Raw genomic sequence first — 17,652 nt, 5'->3', positions numbered from 1 at the left:
TATTCGTGACATTGGCAACGGGAACGCCCCGAACCCTTGCCTTCAGCCGGTGCGCACGACCAGCGCCGTGGCCACCGCCATCAGCCCTTCCTCCCGGCCGGGGAAGCCGAGGCCGTCCGTCGTCGCGCCCGACACCGACACCGGGGCGCCGGCCGCCTCCGACAGGAGTTTCTGGGCCTCGTCCCGCCGCTTGCCGATCTTCGGACGGGGGCCCACCACCTGTACGGCGATGTTGCCGATCCGGAAGCCGGCCTCGCGCACGATGCGCGCGGCCTCCGTCAGGAGGGTGACTCCGGAGGCTCCGGACCACTCGGGGCGGCCCGTGCCGAAGTGCTGCCCGAGGTCGCCGAGGCCCGCGGCGGAGAAGAGGGCGTTGCAGGCGGCGTGGGCGACGACGTCCGCGTCGGAGTGGCCGGCCAGGCCGGGGCCCGCGCCCTCCCACTTCAGGCCGGCGCACCACAGCTCCCGGCCCTCCTCGAAGGCGTGGATGTCGGTGCCGATGCCGACCTGGGGCAGAACAGGCTGGTCAGAAGCCATCGTTGAGCCTCCTGCGGGCCAGGACCGCCTCCGCGAGGACCAGGTCCAGGGGGCGGGTGACCTTGAAGGCCTCCTCGTGACCGGGGACGGCCACGACGGTGAGGCCGAGCTGTTCGACCATGCCGGCGTCGTCGGTGACCTCGCCGGTCACCGTCTCGTGCGCCCGCACCAGCGTGGCCCGGTCGAAGCCCTGCGGGGTCTGCACCGCCCGCAGCAGCGAGCGCTCCGGCGTGGCGACGACCGGCTCCGGCTCGCCGGGCGTGCCGGCGGGCTCGACCTGCTTGACGGTGTCGGCCAGCGGCAGCGCCGGGACCACGGCCGGTGCGCCGTCCCGGACGGCCTCGATCACGGCGTCGACCGTGTCCACCGGCACCAGCGGCCGGGCCGCGTCGTGGACCAGCACGATGTCGTGGCCGGGCGGCAGCGCGTCCAGGCCGATCTTCACCGACTCCTGGCGGCTCCGCCCGCCAGGGACGACGAGGAAGTCCGTCCGCTCGGGCAGGGCGTGCGCGTCGAGCAGCGACCTGACCTCGGCGGCACCGTCGGGCGGGGCCACGACGACGACCAGGGAGACGGCGCGGGAGGCGGCCATCGCGCGGACCGCGTGGACCAGCATGGGGGTGCCGCCCAGCGCGCGGAGCGCCTTGGGGGCGCCCGGGCCGAGCCGGACACCCCGGCCGGCGGCCGGGATCACGGCCGCCGTGCGGGCCGCGGAAGGACCGGTGGAGGGCGAGGGACGCGAATCGTCAGACATCGGTTCCTGTCAGGTTTGTGTGCTGGCCTGGCGTGGGTATGGCCTGGAGGAGTGCCGGGCGCGACGCGCTCGACCGGCCCCTTCCGTGACGCCGGTCGAGCCGGCTGCCCGGGCCCGGCACACCAGACGAACAACCGGGGCGTGAGTGATAACACATCCCGGGGTGGCGGTGCATCGGGTACGAACATGCCGCAGCGCCCGGCGACAAGAAATTCGTCATCGGGCACCGCGGCATTTCGATGTGCAGGCGCGCGCTTGATCAGCAGCCTTGACAAGCGCAGCGCTGAGCGACCGAGCTTCGCCTCAGGAGGCGAGAACCTCGTCGAGCAGAGCTTCGGCCTTGTCCTCGTTGGTGTTCTCCGCGAGGGCCAGCTCGCTCACCAGGATCTGGCGGGCCTTGGCGAGCATGCGCTTCTCACCGGCGGAGAGTCCACGCTCACGCTCACGACGCCACAGGTCACGCACCACTTCCGCGACCTTGATGACATCGCCCGAGGCGAGCTTCTCCAGGTTTGCCTTGTACCGACGGGACCAGTTCGTGGGCTCCTCGGCGTACGGTGCACGCAGCACCTCGAAGACCCGGTCCAGCCCGTCCTGACCGACCACATCACGCACGCCGACGAACTCCGCATTGTCCGCTGGCACACGTACCGTCAGGTCACCCTGGGCGACCTTCAGCACCAAGTAGGTCTTGTCCACGCCTTTGATCTGGCGAGTTTCGATAGCCTCGATCAGCGCGGCCCCGTGATGGGGATAGACCACGGTGTCGCCAACCTTGAACGTCATGTGACAGGTACCCCTTCCGTGGCTATCCAGGGTAACACGGAAACTGCGGGTTCTGAATGACGTTTTCGCAGGTCAGGGCATATCTCGGGGCTTGACAACTCCAACAGGAACGTGCTTCGGACAGGGAGTGGAAGAAGGTATTCGCAGGTGGGAGCGGCTGTCCGGGGTGAGCGAAACGCGTACGTTACACGCATCCGGAGCATCCTCCAGAAGGCCGAACATCCCCATATGTCCGGTTCCATGCGATCGACTTCCGCTACTCCGTTCGGAGGCCCGAGCCGGGTTCCGGTCGAATCCGAAATTGATCACGAGCCGGCCCGACGGGCCGTTGATGATCAATTCCGCGGTGCTCCGCGCATTCCTTCACGGAACATTTGCGGTACTGCCGGGGGCTCTTAGCGGTACTGCCCGGGGCTCTTATGTGAATGCCGGACGAGCGCCGCGTCAATGCGACCCGGGAGTCATGTGTGACTCAGGTGGGATCACCGGTGACGGGGGGTCGGGTGCGGCCGGACGCGGACGGCTCGGTAACCTAAGGCCCGCTGACAGACACTTAGGGCGGCTTTTCCGGCCGCTCCGCTCGAGTCAAGGAGTTGCCGCCGCCGTGAGCAGCAGCCTTCGACGCGGTGCCCTCGCCGCCGTCGTCACCGCGTTCTCGATCGCCTCGCTCGCCGCGTGCGGCGCCGGCAACAACGCCCAGACCTTGGAGATCCAGCCGGACAACGCGGCCACGAGCGTCGGTGACATCAAGGTCCAGAACGCGATCGTGATCACGCAGCCCGACCTCGAGTCGACGGGCCCGGCCGCGGTCTCCGCGACCCTGTTCAACTCCGGCAAGAGCGCCGAGACGCTGGAGTCCATCACCCTCCCCGGCACCGGCAAGACCGCCGAGCTCAAGCCCGCCAAGGGCGGCAGCCTCAGCATCCCGCCCGGCGGCTCGCTGATCCTGGGCGGCGCGAACAACGCCACGGCGATGCTGCCGAGCAGCCGTGAGGCCGTGCAGGACGGAAACGCCCAGAAGGTGACCTTCACCTTCAGCAGGACGGGTGCCGTGAGCCTGCGCGCGTTCGTCGTCCCCGCCGAGCACTACTTCAAGGAGTGGGGCCCGTCCGAGGTGCCGGCCGCGCCGGGCGCGTCGGCGTCCCCGTCCGGGTCGCCCTCCGGTTCCCCGGCCGAGGGTGCGTCGGGCGCGCCGGAGAGCCCCGCGGGCAGCGAGAAGCCGGGTGGCCACGAGGCGTCCGGCACGCCGACCGACGCGGCCTCGGCGAGCGCGGGTGCCGGGCACTGAGCCGGTCCTCGAACGAGTAGAACGAAGGGCGGGACCTCCCCTCGGGGAGGTCCCGCCCTTCGTTCTCTGCCGTCGTGCGCGGCCGGTCTACGGCTCGAACTTGTAGCCGAGGCCGCGGACCGTCACCAGGTAGCGCGGGGCGCCCGGATCCGGCTCGATCTTGGCGCGCAGCCGCTTGACGTGGACGTCGAGGGTCTTGGTGTCCCCGACGTAGTCGGCACCCCAGACGCGGTCGATGAGCTGCATGCGGGTCAGGACGCGGCCGGCGTTGCGCAGCAGCATCTCCAGCAGGTCGAACTCCTTCAGCGGCAGGTCGATCTTGGTGCCGCCGACGGTGACCACGTGCCGGTCGACGTCCATACGGACCGGACCGGCCTCCAGGGCCGCCGGGGTGACCTCCTCGGGCTCGCCGCGGCGGCGCAGCACGGCACGGATGCGCGCGACCAGTTCGCGCGAGGAGAACGGCTTGGTGACGTAGTCGTCGGCTCCTATCTCCAGCCCGACGACCTTGTCGATCTCACTGTCCTTGGCGGTCACCATGATGACGGGGACGTTGGAACGGCCGCGCAACTGGCGGCACACCTCGGTGCCCGGCAGGCCGGGCAGCATCAGATCGAGCAGGACGAGGTCGGCGCCGTTGCGCTCGAACTCGTCGAGCCCGTCGGGCCCGGTGGTCGCGACGGCGACCTCGAAGCCCTCCTTGCGGAGCATGTACGACAGGGCGTCGGAGAAGGACTCCTCGTCCTCGACGACGAGCACTCGGGTCACGGAAGGACCTCCGGGGCGGGAAGCGTTTCGTACGCGGTTGATTCGGGGGATGTGGGGGTGGACCGCCCGGCCTCCTCGTCGAGGCCCGCGCCTCCTGCGCGCTCGTGTCGGGCGGGCTGCTGATGTGAGCGGTCGCGGGCCGCACCGGCCTCCGGCAGCCGCAGGGTGAACGTGGAGCCCTGGTTCTCGGCGCTCCACACCGTGACCTCCCCGCCGTGCGAGGCGGCCACGTGTTTCACGATCGCCAGCCCCAGCCCCGTACCACCGGTGGCACGGGAGCGGGCCGGGTCGACGCGGTAGAAGCGCTCGAAGATGCGCTCCTTGTCCTTGTCGGAGATGCCGATGCCCTGGTCGGTGACGGCGATCTCGATGTGGTCCCCGCCGGGCGCGTTCACACTGCGGGCCGCTATGCCGACGCGGGTGCGGGCGGGTGAGTAGTTGACGGCGTTCTCGACGAGGTTGCCGAGGGCGGCGGCCAGCTGGCCGCGGTTTCCCCATACACGCAGGTCCGCGGCGCCTCCCGCGGCCATCGTGATCTGCTTCGCGCCGGCCTGGTGCCGGCAGCGGTCGATGGCCTCGGCGACGAGCTCGTCGACGCGGACCGGCTCGGCGTCCTCCAGCGGGTCGTCGTTCTGCACCCGGGAGAGGTCGATGAGCTCCTGCACCAGGCTGGTCAGCCGGGTGGCCTCGATCTGCATGCGCCCGGCGAACCGCTCGACGGCCTCGGGGTCGTCGGAGGCGTCCATCACGGCCTCGGAGAGCAGCGAGAGGGCGCCCACCGGCGTCTTCAGCTCGTGGCTCACGTTGGCGACGAAGTCGCGCCGGACCGCCTCGATACGGCGGGCCTCGGTCAGGTCCTCCACGAGCAGCAGCACCAGCCGGGAGCCGAGCGGCGCGACCCGCGCGGAGACCGCCAGGGCCTCTCCGCGTCCGGTGCCGCGCCGTGGCAGGTCGAGCTCGACCTGACGTATCTCGCCGTCCCGCCGGGTGTCCCGGGCCATCTGCAGCATCGGCTCGACGGCGAGCTTGCCGCCTCGGACCAGGCCGAGGGCGTACGCCGCCGAGCTGGCCTTGACCACGGCGTCCGCCTCGTCGAGGACGACGGCGGACGACCTGAGGACCGACAGGACGGTGTCCACGCCCGGCGGGAGTACCGCGTCGGTGTGCAGGGAGCTACGGGTGGGGCGCTTCTGCTCGCGCTCACTCCACCGGAACGCCAGTACGGCGATGACACCGGTGAGCACCCCGGCGATCGCTGCCGCTGCGGCGACCGCCGCGTTCACGTCCATGCACCCAGGTTAGGCATGGCCCGGGCCCCCTCCACAGCCGTCGGGGTGCGAGCTCGAACACTCGTCGCCCAGAGTTCACCTTGGAGTCAGTATTGGTTCATTTGGGATGACGGAAACGGACGCGTACGGGGCGGAACGTGGGAGCGTGGGGTTCGGACCGCCGGTAATACGACGGTCGTACCGCCGGTTGTTCGGTGGGCCCCGGCTCGTTCGGCGGGCCCCGGCCCGATGAACCCCGACACGGACGCACGAGAGGGAAAGCCTGATGCGGGACGCGTACCACGAGGAACTGGACTCGATAAGCGACAGTCTGGTGGAGATGGCCCGGCTGGTCGGGTCGGCGATCGGGCGCGCCACGACCGCCATGCTCGACTCCGACCTGAAGCTGGCCGAGAACGTCATCGAGGCCGACCAGAAGGTCGACGAGCTCCAGCACGACCTGGAAGCCCGGGCCATAGCCCTGCTGGCGCGGCAGCAGCCGGTGGCGACGGACCTGCGCATCGTCGTCACGTCGCTGCGGATGTCGGCCGACCTGGAGCGCTCGGGCGACCTCGCCCAGCACGTGGCGAAGCTCGCGCGCCTGCGCTACCCGGACCGCGCGGTCCCGAGCGACCTGCACGCCACCATCCTGGAGATGGGCCAGCTCGCGCAGCGCCTGATGGCGAAGGCCGCCGAGGTGATCATCACCAAGGACGTCGACCTGGCGCTCCAGCTGGAGCAGGACGACGACGAGATGGACCTGCTGCACCGCACCCTCTTCCAGCACCTGATGGACGACCGCTGGAAGCACGGCATCGAGACGGCCGTGGACGTCACGCTGCTCGGCCGCTACTACGAGCGGTTCGCCGACCACGCGGTGTCGGTCGCCAAGCGCGTGGTGTACCTGGTGACGGGTGAGCACGCGGACGAGCTCCAGACGGACTCGCAGCCGGAGATCCAGGCGGTCGCTGGGGCCGAGAGCGCCTGACGGGGGGTGCCGGGTGCCTGGCCGGGCGGGTGCCCGGTGCCGCTGGGGGCGGGCGGGGATCGGCTGGGGCGCGTGGGCGCCTCAGTGCGCCGTTGATGCGCCCAGCGGAACGGGCATCCAATGGGCACAGGCACCAGCCTCGAGGAGGGACCCATGGCCGAATCCCCCAGTACGAATCCCGACCCCGCCCGGCAGCGCGAGACCGAGCAGCCCGCCGAGATCAGGAGCCTGCCCCTGATCGCCGCGTGCGGCTGCGGCTCGGGCTGCGGCTGCGGATGTCAGTCGGGCAGCCCCTGCCAGTGCGGCTGACGCCGGCGCGTCGACGTTCGTACGACCTGTAGGGCCTCGGCGGTGTCGCCGGGGCCCTACGGCGTGGGGTCTCCGGTCATGGCCGCGGGGCCTGGGGTCGCCCCCGTGGCCGCACGGGCGGAGCATGGGAGGGAGGCAAGGCGGCGCTGGCCGGCGCCGTGCCGGGAAGGAGACGCGCGGCATGCCAAAGTTCATGGATGTCCATCGCGGCATGAAAGGCATCACGGCGGAACAGCTCCGTGAAGCCCACAACGCGGACCTCGCCATAGAGAAGGACGAGCAGGTCCACTTCGAGATGGCCTGGGCGGACCCGGAGTCCGGCCACGTCTACTGCCTCTCCGAGGCGCCCTCGGCCGAAGCGGTACAGCGCATTCACGAGCGGGCCGGGCACATGGCGGACGAGGTGCACCCTGTGCCTCTGACCGTCAAGTGATCTGCCGCACACGGCCCGTCAGCGGCGCCGGCCGGCGTTGAGGCGGGCCGCCTGGCGGGTCAGGTAGTCGCGTTCGGCGAGGTTCGGAGCCTTGCGGGCCGCCTCGGCGTACAGGCGGGCGGCCGTTTCCGGGTCGCCGTCGCGCTCGTGGAGGTACGCCGCCACCGCGGTGTGGCGGGGCAGCAAGTCGTCCAGTGCCGCGAGCGCCGCCAGTCCGGCGCGCGGTCCGTCGGCCTCGCCCACGGCCACCGCGCGGTTGAGCCGGACGACCGGGTTGTCCGTCAGGCGCAGCAGTTCGTCGTACCACTCCACGATCTGCACCCAGTCGGTCTCCTCGGCGGTGAACGCGTCGGCGTGGAGTGCCGCGATGGCGGCCTGCGCCTGGAACTCGCCCAGCCGGTCGCGGGCGAGTGCCGTCTGAAGGATCCCGATGCCCTCGGCGATCGACGCGGTGTCCCACCGGCCGCGGTCCTGCTCGGCGAGCGGCACCAGGCTGCCGTCGGGCGCGGTACGGCCGGCGCGCCGGGCGTGGTGCAGCAGCATGAGCGCCAGCAGCCCCGCCACCTCGGGGTGGTCGATGGTGCCCGCGAGCTGCCGGGTGAGCCGGATGGCCTCGGCGGCGAGGTCGACGTCGCCGGAGTAACCCTCGTTGAAGACCAGGTAGAGGACGCGCAGCACGGTCGCGACATCGCCGGGCTGGTCGAACCGCACGCCGGACACGGTGCGCTTGGCACGGCTGATGCGCTGCGCCATGGTCGCCTCGGGCACCAGGTAGGCCTCGGCGATCTGCCGCGTGGTGAGCCCGCCGACGGCACGCAGGGTGAGCGCGACCGCCGACGACGGTGTCAGCGAGGGGTGGGCGCACAGGAAGTAGAGCTGGAGCGTGTCGTCGGCGTCGGGCGTGGGCCCGGGCGTGGGCTCCTCGTCGACCAGGTCCTCACGCCGGCGGCGGGCGCTGTCCGCCCGTGCCTGGTCGAGGAACTTGCGCCAGGCCACGGTGACCAGCCAGCCCTTGGCGTCCCTCGGCGGGTCGGCCGGCCACACGCGGAGCGCCTCGATCAGCGCGTCCTGCACGGCGTCCTCGGCCGCCGCGAAGTCGGCTCCGCGGCGGACGAGGACGGTGAGCACGGTCGGGGTGAGGCTGCGGAGCAGTGCCTCATCCATGGACGGAGCACTCCGGGATGGTGGGCGGCGCGGTCAGGAACGGACGCACCTCCAGCCACTCGTGGATCGGCTTCCCGCCCGCGCCGGGAGCGGCGGACAGCTCTCCGGCCAGCTCGACGGCACGCTCGTAGCTGTCGACGTCGATGATCATCCAGCCGGCGATGAGGTCCTTGGTCTCGGCGAACGGGCCGTCGGTGACCGGCGGGCGCCCCTCACCGTCGTACCGGACCCACGCGCCCTCGGGGGCGAGCGCCTGACCGTCGACGAACTCGCCGGTCTTCTCCAGCCGGGCCGCGAAGTCGTTCATGTACTGGATGTGCGCGGAGATCTCCTCCGGCGTCCAGTGGTCCATGGGCACGTCATTGACCGCTGCCGGGGCGCCGCGGTAGTGCTTCAGAAGCAGGTACTTGGCCATCGTGGTTCTCCTCGGTGCTGGTGCGGCCCATCCTGGCCGCCTTCACCCCGGGGACGGAGCCGGACGCGGGTTCTCGACATCGCCGCCGAAGTTTTTTCTCAGCGGCTTTCGTTCACTGCCCGACGCGGCCGTCGATGCGTTCGCGCAGGAGGTCGGCGTGGCCGCAGTGCCGGGCGTACTCCGCGATCTGTGCGACCAGGATGTCGCGGAGCTGGACCTGTCCGCCCGGTTCGGGGCCGTAGTCGGAGAAGCCGGCGTTGCGGGTGGCGAGGTCGGTGACGCCGGCCAGGAAGCGGTCGGTGCTCTCGATCTCGGCTCGCCACGCCCGCCAGGCCTCGTCCACGACCGCCTGGTCGGCGACGGCACCGTTGAAGTCACCGTCCCGGTCCTCCTCCGTGCGGTACAGCTTCGGCGCGTCCTCGCCGGCCATCACCCGCCGGAGGTGCCGCTCGTCCTCGGTCAGGTGCCGCACCAGCCCGAGCAGGGACATCGTGGACGGCGGGACGGAACGCCGGGCCATCTGCTCGGCGTTGAGTCCCGCGCACTTCATCTCGAACGTGAGGCGGTAGTTGCGCAGGTAGTCGAGGAGGATGCCGCGTTCGTCGACGGGCTGGACGTCGGTCTCGCGGGGGTCGTCACCGGGGTCGACCCACATGTCGGGATAGACGGTCGCCCGCGTCCACCGCGTCGTGTCCGAGTCTTCTGGCATCGCTGCTTGACCGGTGTGCTCACCTGAGACCATGCGGGCATGGTGGACCGGCGGGAGCGGTGCCGCCACCGAATATCGGGCTGGCGGGGGTCGGACGCCCGTGACCAGGATCCGGTAGCCGAGGGCCCGGCCCTCTGACGGCCTGACTGCCGTGGTGTTCGGTGGACGGCCCACCGTCCGGATCTTCGGCCCGAGCCGGCACGGCGACGGGACGACGGCCGCCATCCGCAAGGCCGACGTCGAGCGGTGCACGTCCCACGGCCGAACAGCGGCTACCGAGGACGCAGTTCCTCGTCCAGGACGCTCGGCCAGTCCCCATGGCCCAGCCCGCCGGCCATGAGGAGATCACGCCAGTCCGTGCGCGCGAGGCGGACCGCCGAGCGAAAGCGGTCCACGTCCCCGTCCGCGATCACCACGGCCGCGGTCAGGAGCCGCTCCGGGCTCTGTAGCGAATCTTCGAGCTCCACCGCCAGCTTCCGCAGGGCCCCCCTCTATCCCTGTGGCGGCGTCGGGGTCCGGGAAATCCCGCCGGATACGGTCTCGCAGTCGATCACTGATCGGCTCCTCAGCCATGCCCTCCCCCTCCACCAGCACCGACGAGGCGGCCCTCAGCCTTTCGCGTCCAGGCGCCGGCCCCGAGATGTTACGCAGGTGCCTGGTCGGGCTCGGTGCCTTCACCGTGATTCCCCGCTGTTCCCCACCCGACAGATCGCTCCATGGCCCAGGGGGCCAATGGGCACGGGGGGGGTTGCTGAGGTTGCCGCATTCCATTGTTGCAGTGCATCAACTTCGAGAAATCTCAGCCCGTAGCGCCTGGTCCGCTAATCGTGTCATTGAGGTTCGGCGTGGGTACATTCGCCTCGTTGACCGTGAAGCTCCCGGAGGACAATGAATGTCGCCCCACGGTTCCGTCAACCCCCCGGCACCTCCTGGTGCGCTGACTCCTCAGCGCCAGATCGAGCATGAGATAGCGACCCTTTTCGAGGAGTATCGGACCTTACGTGAAGAGGTGACACAGCGCGTGGCCTCACGCATGCAGATGATCGGGTTCGCCGGCGTTGTCTCTGCCTTGTTGGCTGTGTCCAAGAAGTTCACCTTCGGCGCCCCGACTGTGTACGTCGCGGTGCTGGTTCTGCTGTTGGCAGTGTTGTGGTTACGTGGATTCAACAGGGCCATTCAGAGGATCGGACGACACTTGCGCACCCTCGAAGCGCGGATCAACGCGCTTGCTGCTCAGGCATGGGGCACGCCTGAAGCACTGCTCACCTGGGAAACCGGGACCCAGAACGCGCGGATGCAAGTACGGGGCGTACCTGGCCAGGTCGGCCGCCTCGGCGGCTGGTATGTGCCGTGAACCTCCTGTCTCCACGTGACGGCGTAGGACAGGATGTGACCCATGGCAACAGTTGTGGCCTTTCACGCCCACCCTGATGACGAGGTGCTCATGACAGGCGGCACGCTGGCGCGTGCTGCTGCGGAGGGGCACCGAGTGGTGATCGTTGTGGCCACCGACGGCTCGACGGGTGAGGTCGGTCAGGGTGAACCACCGCGCCTGGGCGAGCTACGCGCCAGTGCGGCGGTGCTGGGCGCGGCTCGCGTGGTGCATCTGGGGTATGCGGACAGCGGAAACGGACCGGTGTTGTATCCGGATCCGCCGGACCGAGTGCGCTTCACGCGTGCCGATCCGCAGGAAGCCGCCGCGCGGCTGGCAGCGATTCTCCAGGAGGAGAAAGCGCAGGTACTTCTCAGCTACGACGCCAACGGGGGCTACGGCCATCGCGATCACGTCAGGGTTCACGAGGTTGGGAGGCGCGCCGCGTCTTTGGCCGGCGTGGAACAAGTGCTGGAAGCGACCATTCCCCGGGATCTGGTGGCTCGGGTTCTGAAGCTTGTTGACTGGTTGAGACTTCCTGTCCGGCATGACGCCGTGGCTCCCGGCACCGCATACAGTTCACGCGCCGCCATCACGCATCGAGTGAACGTACGCAAATTCGCCAAGCAGAAACAAGCGGCGCTCGCTGCTCACCAGTCACAAGTGAACGGAACTGGTCGGCTGGCGCCAATCATGCGGGCACTGATCCGGATTCCCGCCCCTCTGTTCGGTCTGCTGCTCGGGCGAGAATGGTTCATCAGATCCGCAGAGTCCGGGGCGACCAACCACTCGGATCTCTTCAAAGGTTCACGATGAGGAGCACACACGACTCACCACGGGAAGCCGCCGCGTCTGGCAGAGGCGAAGAGGGCTCCGGCACCGAGGGCGCCATCGCGCTCGAACTCGGGCGAGGTGGCGTCGCTCGCGCCGTCGCCCCTGGCGGCCCAAGCCCAACAACAAGCCCCCTACCAGCGGACAAACCGCAGGTAGGGGGCTTCTTCAGCGCTGCTTACTTCTTCTTGCCCTGGGTCTGGAGGGCCCGTTTTTCGGCCCTGGTCAGCGCGTCACGTACCTCAACTGACCTGCGATTGGGCCGTCGTTGTTTGTCGTCGTTGGTCGTCGTCGGTCGACCCCGGAGGGCCCAGAGAGGGCCCGGCGGTGTGGGCCCGAACTCTCGTCACGAAGAGGAGCAGCCTGCCTGGCGGCCCCGGATCCACGAGGTCGGCGTAGCGACGAGCAGGGGAAGTTCTACGGCGCCCAGGGGGAACGGCTGCCAAGACCGGCCGGATCTGCACGGCCGAATGCGACTTGACCTGCCCAAGGGTCCCATCATCGGGCGCCGCCTACGCCTGGTTGGCCAGCGGTTTGCCGCGCCGCCGGTGGATTGGCGCGGCCAACCCCCGCCAGGAACCCGCGGCTGTCCATCCTCACGGATGGTCGCTTATAGAGGCCGACGCTCGGGCTTCCGCTGCAAGGGCGTCGTCCCCATTCAGGTGAGCACTGGCGGCGGCCATGAAGATGCCCACACGACGGCTGAAGGCGTAGTCGGCCTTTTCGGGGTCGGGCAGCGCAAACGTGCCGGGTGCCGTCGGAGTATCTTGGATCGCCGTTTCGGCATCCTCCTGGTTCTTGCGGGCCTGGTTCATGGCCGTGATGACGAGCTGGCTGACGTGCTTCGGGCCTTCCAGGTGCACCAGCATTGAAGCATCTTGCATGGGCTTGATATCGACAGCGGCTCGGATGCCAGCTGCGAGACGCCGCACTGCTTCGGCGCTCTCCGGATGGGTCGAGGCGGCTGTTTCCCTGGTGGCCAGCGCTACGCACCGTCGCCAGTCCATTTGATCAGCAAAGGAGATGGCGGCGGACAGGAATGCGGCGTATGCGTCGCGCTGGTGTTGGCGGCGCACAGCGTCCACGGTGCCTCGCCCCTGGGCTCGACCGGCGGCGTATGCGGTGACGGCAGCAAGGACTGCGGTCGGGGTGGTTATGAGAGCAGCGATGACGGCAGGGTCCATGCTGGTTGATCCTGCCTGATGTGCCGAACCGCCGGAGGCGTATTCAACCGCTCTGGGTCGGCTCGGTTAGCTGATGTCAGAGCGGCAGAGACCAGCCGAATTCACGCGACGGGATGGGACCCTGACCTGCACATACGGCCCCCCAGAGCAATTCGTCTGGCCCGAGTGGGCCAGAGGATGGCCCTAAGGCTCCGCCCCGGGGAAGTCACGCTGCGAATCGGAGCCGCTCGGGCGCCGGCGTACGGTCCGTGAAGCCGTGATCCGCGACCACTCGGGCCGCCCGCTGTGCAAGCCATCCGGAAACCCGTGGCCCACCGTTGACGGCCGTGCCCTCACAGACAGTGCGAACATGCGTGAATCCCTGCGCGAGGTAGTACCGCTGGAGCCCCTCGTTCGTCGTCCACGCGTCCAGTCGGAGCCACCGAGCACCAGCACGGTACGCGCGGTCACCAGCCCAATCGAGCAAGCGGCCACCGAGGTTCTGCCCGGCGTACTCACGAGCAACGGTGAGCTTGTTGATGAAGAGTGACGGCTCGGTCAGTTCCTCGTCAGTCCACAGCCCCTCTTCGGCCTCTGGGGTAAGCGTGATCGTTCCGGCGGTCGTATGCCCGTCGCGGAGCATGAACACGGTGCCCGCTTCGATCGTGGCCAACAGCTTGTCAGCCGGGTACGGACGGCTCCACTGGTCCGAGCCGAGACCGCGCAACCAAGCTGCCGCCTCCTCCCGGAAAGCCAGCAGCTTGGCCACGTCACGCGGCTCTGCGAGAGAGATGATCACGAGTTCTCGCTTCGGGCGGACAACTCGCCGATCTCGTAGTTCATCCGGTTCAGGTCACCCCGGAACGTTGTGATCGTGCATCGGATGGGCCGATCCGGCGAGTAGCCCGTTCGGGTCCAGAGCATGACCGGCACACCGGCTCCAATCTCCAGCAGACGGGCTTCCTCAGGCGTGGGCATTCGAGCCGCGATCTCGTCGAAGTACCCGACCTGTTCGATACCCCGAGAGGCGAGATACCGCGTCGTGCCCTCGGCAATGTCGCCTGGCTCAGCTAGTCGCGGCGACTCGTCTACCAGCCACGACGGATAGTAGGTCGCCTGTGTGGACCACGGAACGTCGTCCACATAGCGATGACAAAACCGCAATACCGTCTTCGTACTTGGCTCGATCTTCAGGCGCTCAGCGATCTCCTGCGACGCCGGCAGCATTTCCACACGGAACGTCTGGTGTGGCCGGCGGCCCGCGTTTGTCACGTCCGTGTTGTACGCGTCGCCGTTCTGCGGGAAGGTCAGGTTCTCGAAGCGAGACGCGTTGAGCTCGAACACCTCGTGCGACTTGACTTCGTACCCGAGTCCCTGACTGGACGAGATCAGCCCCTCACTGACCAGCAGACTCAGCCCGTTGCGGACGGTGTTCCGCGACGCGTCGAAACGCTGCTGTAGGTCGTTCTCAGAGGGCAGCCGCGATCCAGGCGCATGGGTGCCGTTGACAATCTCGCGGCGCAGGACGTCGGCCACTTGCCGGTACTTCGGCTGCTTGTTCATGGCCCCATCATGACGCACTCGCGCAACTTGTTGGTACATGCAGTTCCTAACCCCTTGACGCATCACTGTCCGTCGGTGCAGCATCACTGCATCAGCTTGTACCAACAAGCTGAGCAGGTGGTGCAACACCTTCGAGTGTGCCTGCCTGTACTGACAGCGCCCGACGGGTCCCGTGAAGACGGGAGCCCCTCTGACCAGGGGTTACCGCGCCCGCCGGTAGCGACCGTTCTTTGAGAAGTGAACAGAGTGCCTCAGGTAGACCGCCCCACCTCCGCGAGCAAGAGGGCGGCGTGCGCGGGTTCTGTCCCGCGTGCGAGTACAGCGCAATTCGACCTTTCCGCGGCTCATCTGCTGCGGCCGGTTGCCTCCGCTGCTCGTCACGCACGAGCAGCGCTGAGGGGAGCCGGATCTACCGACTTCAACGGCGCGCGGCCCCGGTGCTGGAACACCGGGGCCGCTGTTCGGGCCGTTCCACCTGCAAGGGAGAACACGACCCAATGGACCACATCGTCACTGTTCAGGACGCTGTTACCGCGTTCGCCGACTTCATGGAGCCGACGGACGCGGAGCTGGACGCGATCGAGCTGGAGATCCCCGTCATCCTGGCGGAGGTCGACCTCCTGGACGCGCAGATCGTCACCATCGACCGCGCCCCGACCGAGCTGGACGAGCGGCGCATTCGCCGGGCCCGTCGGCGCGTGCTCGCCGCGCACCGCGACCACGTCAACGGCCTGGCCGGGCAGACGGGCGGTGTCGCATGATCCGCATCGTCACCCAATCCCGCATCGAGCAGCTTGAGCACGACTTCCGTGACGCCTGTGAGCTGGCCCGGGAGACCAGCGGGGCGGCTAACGAGGCGTTCGGCCGGCACGTCCGTGAGCTGTACACCGCCACCGACCGCGCCGAGCGGGCGGAAGCGACCACCTCTGAGGTGGGCCAGCTCCTGGCCCGCGCGATGGAGGAGCTGTCCGCCGCGCAGCAGGAACTCTTGCTGAAGGACATCGAGATCCGCCGGCTGCGGGCCGAGCTGGAGGGCGATTCGATGGAGGGGCGGACGCTGACGGTGCTGCTGCACTACGGCGAGCCGCACACCGTCTACGCCTCCCGCGAGGACGCCTACGCCGACACCGCCACCCACGGAGCCTCCCCGGACGGGTGGGTGCCCTCCGGTGAACGCCCCGCCGCCGAGTGCAAGTGGCGATGTGAGGCGTTCATCTACAACGCCGCATCCAACGGCTTCCGCCGCGCGTACGCGCCCGTCCCGAAGCCGATCGGGGAGGCAGCGTGAACAGCGTTCAGACCCGTTCAGCAGAACGTGCCCTGTCGGGCGGTACGTGGCTGATCGTGTGCGGGGCGATGCTCTATTCCATCCTCACGGTCACGCCGCTGATGGCCGAGCACACGGCCGAGGAGTGGGACTGGACGGCGCCGATCCTGCCTCTAGTGGTGGATGCGGCTGTGGTCATCGTGGTCAAGCTCGATGACGTGCTGGCCCGCCTGGGCGGGAACGGCGGACGCTGGCCCATCACGCTGCGCTGGATGACCGGCCTGATGACCCTCGCACTCAATACGGCCGATTCCGCGCTGAAGAAAGACCTGGTCGGGGCGGCTGTCCATTCGGTGGCGCCGCTTCTGCTGATCGTCACTGCAGAGACCAGCCTGGCCTACCGCCGGGCCATCGCCCGCGCCGTGACGGCCCTGGAAGCCAAGGAGCAAGCCGAGCAAGAACGCCGGGAGCGGGTGGCCCATGAGCGCGCCGAGCAGGCCCGTGCAGAGGCGCGGGAGGAGCGCGAGCACGCCGCGCAGTTGGCGCGTGAACAGCGTGAACACGAAGCCCGCATCGCCCGCGAGACAGCAGAGCGGGAGGAGCGGCAGCGCCGCGAGGAGCGGGAGGCCCGGGAGCGGGCTGAGGCTGCCGAGCGGGAGGCCCGTGAACGCCGTGAACGCGAGCGTGAACAGCGTGAACAAGAGCAGCTCGCGCTTGAACAGCAGGCCCGGGAACGGGCCGAAGCCGAGCAGCGTGAGCGCGTCGAGCAGGCGGAGCGTGAACGCCGTGAACGCGAGGAGCGGGCCGAGCGTGAACGCGCCGTGCTACTGGAGCGTGGCCCGGCGGAGAGCAAGCTGCCGGAGGATGAGGCGCGCCGGATCGTGGCCGCCGCCTTCGCAGCGAACCTGTCGGTGCGGCAGGCGGCGGAACTGTGCGGCTGGTCGGTCGGCTGGGTCTCCCACCGCTACGCCGAGCACCGCGACCCCGCCGCCGGCGGTCGTGCTGATCTCGCCATCGCGGGTCAGTGATGGGCGCCTTACCCGTCTACCCGTGGAAGTTCGCGCCGGATGGCCTGGCCACTCGCCGTCAGCTCCGTGCGAAGGGGCTGCGGCCCGGCGGACAGGACGTGGCCGCTCAGCTCGAACGCCCCCGCAGACGGCGTGAACCGCTGGTCGCCTACCTCTACCGCGTCGAAGACGCCAAGCCGGTACGTCCCATGACGCCGGCGAGGTGGGTGGCCCTGGCTAAGGCCAACACCGCCCGCCGCACCTGCCCGTCCTGCCAGCTCGATGCGGGATACGTCCTCCCGACCTCACTCGGCATGTGCGTCACCTGCGCCTACCCCGAAGAATCCGCCGCCTGACCTGCGGCGACCCCTGAGACGGAGATCTGTCGTGAAGACCACTGTGGGCACGCACAAGCTGCCCGGCTACGGCTCCACCCTCCGCACCGCGAAGAAACTGACCGAGCAAGCCGTCAAGCTCGTGAGCCGTTCGGTGTCCGGCCGCATGCCGGACGTGGAAGTCGTCCTGACCACCGAGCGCGCCATGCCCGAACTGATGGTCGCCGCTGATATCGCCCTGGCCGGGGCCGTCGACCGCCGCGCCCTCAACCGCGCAACGCGGGAGGCCAAGCGCACCGCCCGCGAGGTGCAGGCAGCGGCGATCCCGCGCCCGGACGGCTCGACGCTGATCCTGATCGACGCCGACAAGCACCCGACCCCGGCGGACTTCGCAGTGACGCTCGTGCACGAGCTGGTGCACGCCATGCAGTTCAGCCGCAAGGGCGTGCTGGAACGGATCGTGCGCAACACCCGGGCCAGGCTGGGCATCGAGCGACAGTCCCGCCGCCAGGCCCGCGAGTACGAGCAGCTGGTGGAGCTGGACGAGAACGAGGCGCACAGCCGCGAGTACCTCGCCGAGAAGCTCGTCCCCGGCGCCCGCGCCGCCGCCTGAACCCCGCACTGCGCCCGGGGGTGGCCTCTCGTCTGCCAGGACCAGGCCACCCCCGGTCTCTCCCTCAACGCCCGCCCCTGAT

At 69.3% G+C, this 17,652-nt stretch carries 23 protein-coding genes; 11 read left to right on the top strand and 12 right to left on the bottom strand.

Translation table 11 applies throughout. The features are described 5' to 3' along the window. Window positions 1–42: 42 nt before the first annotated feature. The 3 genes from ispF to BJ965_RS20845 form a co-directional block, all read right to left on the bottom strand. Window positions 43–537: a 2-C-methyl-D-erythritol 2,4-cyclodiphosphate synthase gene (gene ispF, locus BJ965_RS20855; RefSeq protein ID WP_184910022.1), complete on the bottom strand. Its 495-nt coding sequence runs from the start codon at window positions 535–537 to the stop codon at window positions 43–45. After that, complete coding sequence (gene ispD / locus BJ965_RS20850) at window positions 527–1,291, bottom strand: 2-C-methyl-D-erythritol 4-phosphate cytidylyltransferase (protein WP_184910021.1); 765 nt, start codon at window positions 1,289–1,291, stop codon at window positions 527–529. Before ispD ends, ispF begins: the two co-directional genes overlap by 11 nt. A gap of 303 nt (window positions 1,292–1,594) precedes the next feature. Further along, entirely contained in the window at window positions 1,595–2,077 is a 483-nt protein-coding gene (locus BJ965_RS20845) for a CarD family transcriptional regulator (RefSeq protein WP_003953493.1), read from the bottom strand. A gap of 604 nt (window positions 2,078–2,681) precedes the next feature. Here BJ965_RS20845 and BJ965_RS20840 point away from each other — a divergent pair. Further along, complete coding sequence (locus BJ965_RS20840) at window positions 2,682–3,365, top strand: DUF461 domain-containing protein (RefSeq protein WP_184910020.1); 684 nt, start codon at window positions 2,682–2,684, stop codon at window positions 3,363–3,365. An 87-nt stretch (window positions 3,366–3,452) separates the two neighbouring features. On the opposite strand, the gene BJ965_RS20835 is transcribed toward BJ965_RS20840, so the two are convergent. Both BJ965_RS20835 and BJ965_RS20830 read right to left on the bottom strand, forming a co-directional pair. Continuing rightward, entirely contained in the window at window positions 3,453–4,133 is a 681-nt protein-coding gene (locus tag BJ965_RS20835) for a response regulator transcription factor (protein WP_030243122.1), read from the bottom strand. Beyond that, the gene (locus tag BJ965_RS20830) at window positions 4,130–5,422 is read right to left on the bottom strand and encodes a sensor histidine kinase (RefSeq protein ID WP_184910019.1); all 1,293 of its coding nucleotides are present in this window, start codon (window positions 5,420–5,422) and stop codon (window positions 4,130–4,132) included. Before BJ965_RS20830 ends, BJ965_RS20835 begins: the two co-directional genes overlap by 4 nt. A 265-nt stretch (window positions 5,423–5,687) precedes the next feature. Between BJ965_RS20830 and phoU the strand changes: the two genes are divergently transcribed. The 3 genes from phoU (at window position 5,688) to BJ965_RS20815 (ending at window position 7,131) form a co-directional block, all read left to right on the top strand. Beyond that, window positions 5,688–6,389, top strand: coding sequence for a phosphate signaling complex protein PhoU (gene phoU, locus BJ965_RS20825; protein WP_184910018.1), 702 nt, complete (start codon window positions 5,688–5,690; stop codon window positions 6,387–6,389). A 153-nt stretch (window positions 6,390–6,542) separates the two neighbouring features. Next, the gene (locus tag BJ965_RS20820) at window positions 6,543–6,698 is read left to right on the top strand and encodes a hypothetical protein (protein ID WP_184910017.1); all 156 of its coding nucleotides are present in this window, start codon (window positions 6,543–6,545) and stop codon (window positions 6,696–6,698) included. A 181-nt stretch (window positions 6,699–6,879) separates the two neighbouring features. Further along, on the top strand, window positions 6,880–7,131 hold the full coding sequence (locus tag BJ965_RS20815) for an SCO4226 family nickel-binding protein (protein WP_097217393.1): 252 nt from the start codon (window positions 6,880–6,882) through the stop codon (window positions 7,129–7,131). 18 nt (window positions 7,132–7,149) lie between these two features. On the opposite strand, the gene BJ965_RS20810 is transcribed toward BJ965_RS20815, so the two are convergent. The 4 genes from BJ965_RS20810 to BJ965_RS20795 form a co-directional block, all read right to left on the bottom strand. Next, a complete protein-coding gene (locus BJ965_RS20810; RefSeq protein ID WP_184910016.1) occupies window positions 7,150–8,295 on the bottom strand; it encodes an RNA polymerase sigma factor in 1,146 nt (381 codons plus the stop codon). Then, window positions 8,288–8,710, bottom strand: coding sequence for a YciI family protein (locus tag BJ965_RS20805; RefSeq protein ID WP_030849154.1), 423 nt, complete (start codon window positions 8,708–8,710; stop codon window positions 8,288–8,290). The genes BJ965_RS20810 and BJ965_RS20805 overlap by 8 nt, the downstream gene beginning before the upstream one ends. Before the next feature lie 112 nt (window positions 8,711–8,822). Beyond that, window positions 8,823–9,419 carry a DinB family protein gene (locus tag BJ965_RS20800; protein ID WP_221513178.1) on the bottom strand — a complete coding sequence of 199 codons (597 nt, stop codon included), beginning with the start codon at window positions 9,417–9,419 and terminating at the stop codon, window positions 8,823–8,825. A gap of 272 nt (window positions 9,420–9,691) precedes the next feature. Then, window positions 9,692–9,886 carry a hypothetical protein gene (locus BJ965_RS20795; RefSeq protein ID WP_184910014.1) on the bottom strand — a complete coding sequence of 65 codons (195 nt, stop codon included), beginning with the start codon at window positions 9,884–9,886 and terminating at the stop codon, window positions 9,692–9,694. A gap of 425 nt (window positions 9,887–10,311) precedes the next feature. Here BJ965_RS20795 and BJ965_RS20790 point away from each other — a divergent pair, with 425 nt between their 5' ends. Beyond that, window positions 10,312–10,773, top strand: coding sequence for a hypothetical protein (locus tag BJ965_RS20790; RefSeq protein ID WP_184910013.1), 462 nt, complete (start codon window positions 10,312–10,314; stop codon window positions 10,771–10,773). Window positions 10,774–10,815: 42 nt separating this feature from the next. After that, complete coding sequence (locus BJ965_RS20785; protein WP_184910012.1) at window positions 10,816–11,607, top strand: PIG-L deacetylase family protein; 792 nt, start codon at window positions 10,816–10,818, stop codon at window positions 11,605–11,607. Between the two features lie 611 nt (window positions 11,608–12,218). On the opposite strand, the gene BJ965_RS20780 is transcribed toward BJ965_RS20785, so the two are convergent. The 3 genes from BJ965_RS20780 to BJ965_RS20770 form a co-directional block, all read right to left on the bottom strand. Further along, window positions 12,219–12,806, bottom strand: coding sequence for a hypothetical protein (locus BJ965_RS20780; protein ID WP_184910011.1), 588 nt, complete (start codon window positions 12,804–12,806; stop codon window positions 12,219–12,221). A gap of 205 nt (window positions 12,807–13,011) precedes the next feature. Next, complete coding sequence (locus BJ965_RS20775; protein WP_184910010.1) at window positions 13,012–13,584, bottom strand: GNAT family N-acetyltransferase; 573 nt, start codon at window positions 13,582–13,584, stop codon at window positions 13,012–13,014. Next, window positions 13,581–14,348, bottom strand: a complete 768-nt coding sequence (locus tag BJ965_RS20770; RefSeq protein ID WP_184910009.1) for a GntR family transcriptional regulator — start codon at window positions 14,346–14,348, stop codon at window positions 13,581–13,583. Before BJ965_RS20770 ends, BJ965_RS20775 begins: the two co-directional genes overlap by 4 nt. 497 nt (window positions 14,349–14,845) lie before the next feature. On the opposite strand from BJ965_RS20770, the gene BJ965_RS20765 reads away from it, so the two are divergent. Genes BJ965_RS20765 through BJ965_RS20745 form a run of 5 tightly spaced genes read left to right on the top strand, consistent with a single transcriptional unit; the run spans window position 14,846 to window position 17,570 of the window. Further along, the gene (locus BJ965_RS20765; protein ID WP_184910008.1) at window positions 14,846–15,109 is read left to right on the top strand and encodes a DUF6284 family protein; all 264 of its coding nucleotides are present in this window, start codon (window positions 14,846–14,848) and stop codon (window positions 15,107–15,109) included. Beyond that, the gene (locus tag BJ965_RS20760; RefSeq protein ID WP_184910007.1) at window positions 15,106–15,636 is read left to right on the top strand and encodes a hypothetical protein; all 531 of its coding nucleotides are present in this window, start codon (window positions 15,106–15,108) and stop codon (window positions 15,634–15,636) included. Before BJ965_RS20765 ends, BJ965_RS20760 begins: the two co-directional genes overlap by 4 nt. Beyond that, window positions 15,633–16,643, top strand: coding sequence for a DUF2637 domain-containing protein (locus tag BJ965_RS20755; protein ID WP_184910006.1), 1,011 nt, complete (start codon window positions 15,633–15,635; stop codon window positions 16,641–16,643). The genes BJ965_RS20760 and BJ965_RS20755 overlap by 4 nt, the downstream gene beginning before the upstream one ends. Beyond that, window positions 16,643–16,978, top strand: a complete 336-nt coding sequence (locus BJ965_RS20750) for an RRQRL motif-containing zinc-binding protein (protein WP_184910005.1) — start codon at window positions 16,643–16,645, stop codon at window positions 16,976–16,978. The genes BJ965_RS20755 and BJ965_RS20750 overlap by 1 nt, the downstream gene beginning before the upstream one ends. Before the next feature lie 31 nt (window positions 16,979–17,009). Then, on the top strand, window positions 17,010–17,570 hold the full coding sequence (locus tag BJ965_RS20745; RefSeq protein WP_184910004.1) for a hypothetical protein: 561 nt from the start codon (window positions 17,010–17,012) through the stop codon (window positions 17,568–17,570). Window positions 17,571–17,652 lie beyond the last annotated feature (82 nt).

The organism is Streptomyces luteogriseus (genome assembly GCF_014205055.1).
GTDB classification, from domain to species: domain Bacteria; phylum Actinomycetota; class Actinomycetes; order Streptomycetales; family Streptomycetaceae; genus Streptomyces; species Streptomyces luteogriseus.
This window is presented reverse-complemented; position numbering and strand designations above follow the sequence as displayed.

Coding starts and splice junctions, on each gene's coding strand:
- ispF (WP_184910022.1), bottom strand. CDS start 537: ATGGCTTCTGACCAGCCTGTTCTGCCCCAGGTCGGCATCGGCACCGAC.
- ispD (WP_184910021.1), bottom strand. CDS start 1,291: ATGTCTGACGATTCGCGTCCCTCGCCCTCCACCGGTCCTTCCGCGGCC.
- BJ965_RS20845 (WP_003953493.1), bottom strand. CDS start 2,077: ATGACGTTCAAGGTTGGCGACACCGTGGTCTATCCCCATCACGGGGCC.
- BJ965_RS20830 (WP_184910019.1), bottom strand. CDS start 5,422: ATGGACGTGAACGCGGCGGTCGCCGCAGCGGCAGCGATCGCCGGGGTG.
- phoU (WP_184910018.1), top strand. CDS start 5,688: ATGCGGGACGCGTACCACGAGGAACTGGACTCGATAAGCGACAGTCTG.
- BJ965_RS20820 (WP_184910017.1), top strand. CDS start 6,543: ATGGCCGAATCCCCCAGTACGAATCCCGACCCCGCCCGGCAGCGCGAG.
- BJ965_RS20815 (WP_097217393.1), top strand. CDS start 6,880: ATGCCAAAGTTCATGGATGTCCATCGCGGCATGAAAGGCATCACGGCG.
- BJ965_RS20810 (WP_184910016.1), bottom strand. CDS start 8,295: ATGGATGAGGCACTGCTCCGCAGCCTCACCCCGACCGTGCTCACCGTC.
- BJ965_RS20805 (WP_030849154.1), bottom strand. CDS start 8,710: ATGGCCAAGTACCTGCTTCTGAAGCACTACCGCGGCGCCCCGGCAGCG.
- BJ965_RS20800 (WP_221513178.1), bottom strand. CDS start 9,419: ATGCCAGAAGACTCGGACACGACGCGGTGGACGCGGGCGACCGTCTAT.
- BJ965_RS20790 (WP_184910013.1), top strand. CDS start 10,312: ATGTCGCCCCACGGTTCCGTCAACCCCCCGGCACCTCCTGGTGCGCTG.
- BJ965_RS20785 (WP_184910012.1), top strand. CDS start 10,816: ATGGCAACAGTTGTGGCCTTTCACGCCCACCCTGATGACGAGGTGCTC.
- BJ965_RS20780 (WP_184910011.1), bottom strand. CDS start 12,806: ATGGACCCTGCCGTCATCGCTGCTCTCATAACCACCCCGACCGCAGTC.
- BJ965_RS20770 (WP_184910009.1), bottom strand. CDS start 14,348: ATGAACAAGCAGCCGAAGTACCGGCAAGTGGCCGACGTCCTGCGCCGC.
- BJ965_RS20765 (WP_184910008.1), top strand. CDS start 14,846: ATGGACCACATCGTCACTGTTCAGGACGCTGTTACCGCGTTCGCCGAC.
- BJ965_RS20760 (WP_184910007.1), top strand. CDS start 15,106: ATGATCCGCATCGTCACCCAATCCCGCATCGAGCAGCTTGAGCACGAC.
- BJ965_RS20750 (WP_184910005.1), top strand. CDS start 16,643: ATGGGCGCCTTACCCGTCTACCCGTGGAAGTTCGCGCCGGATGGCCTG.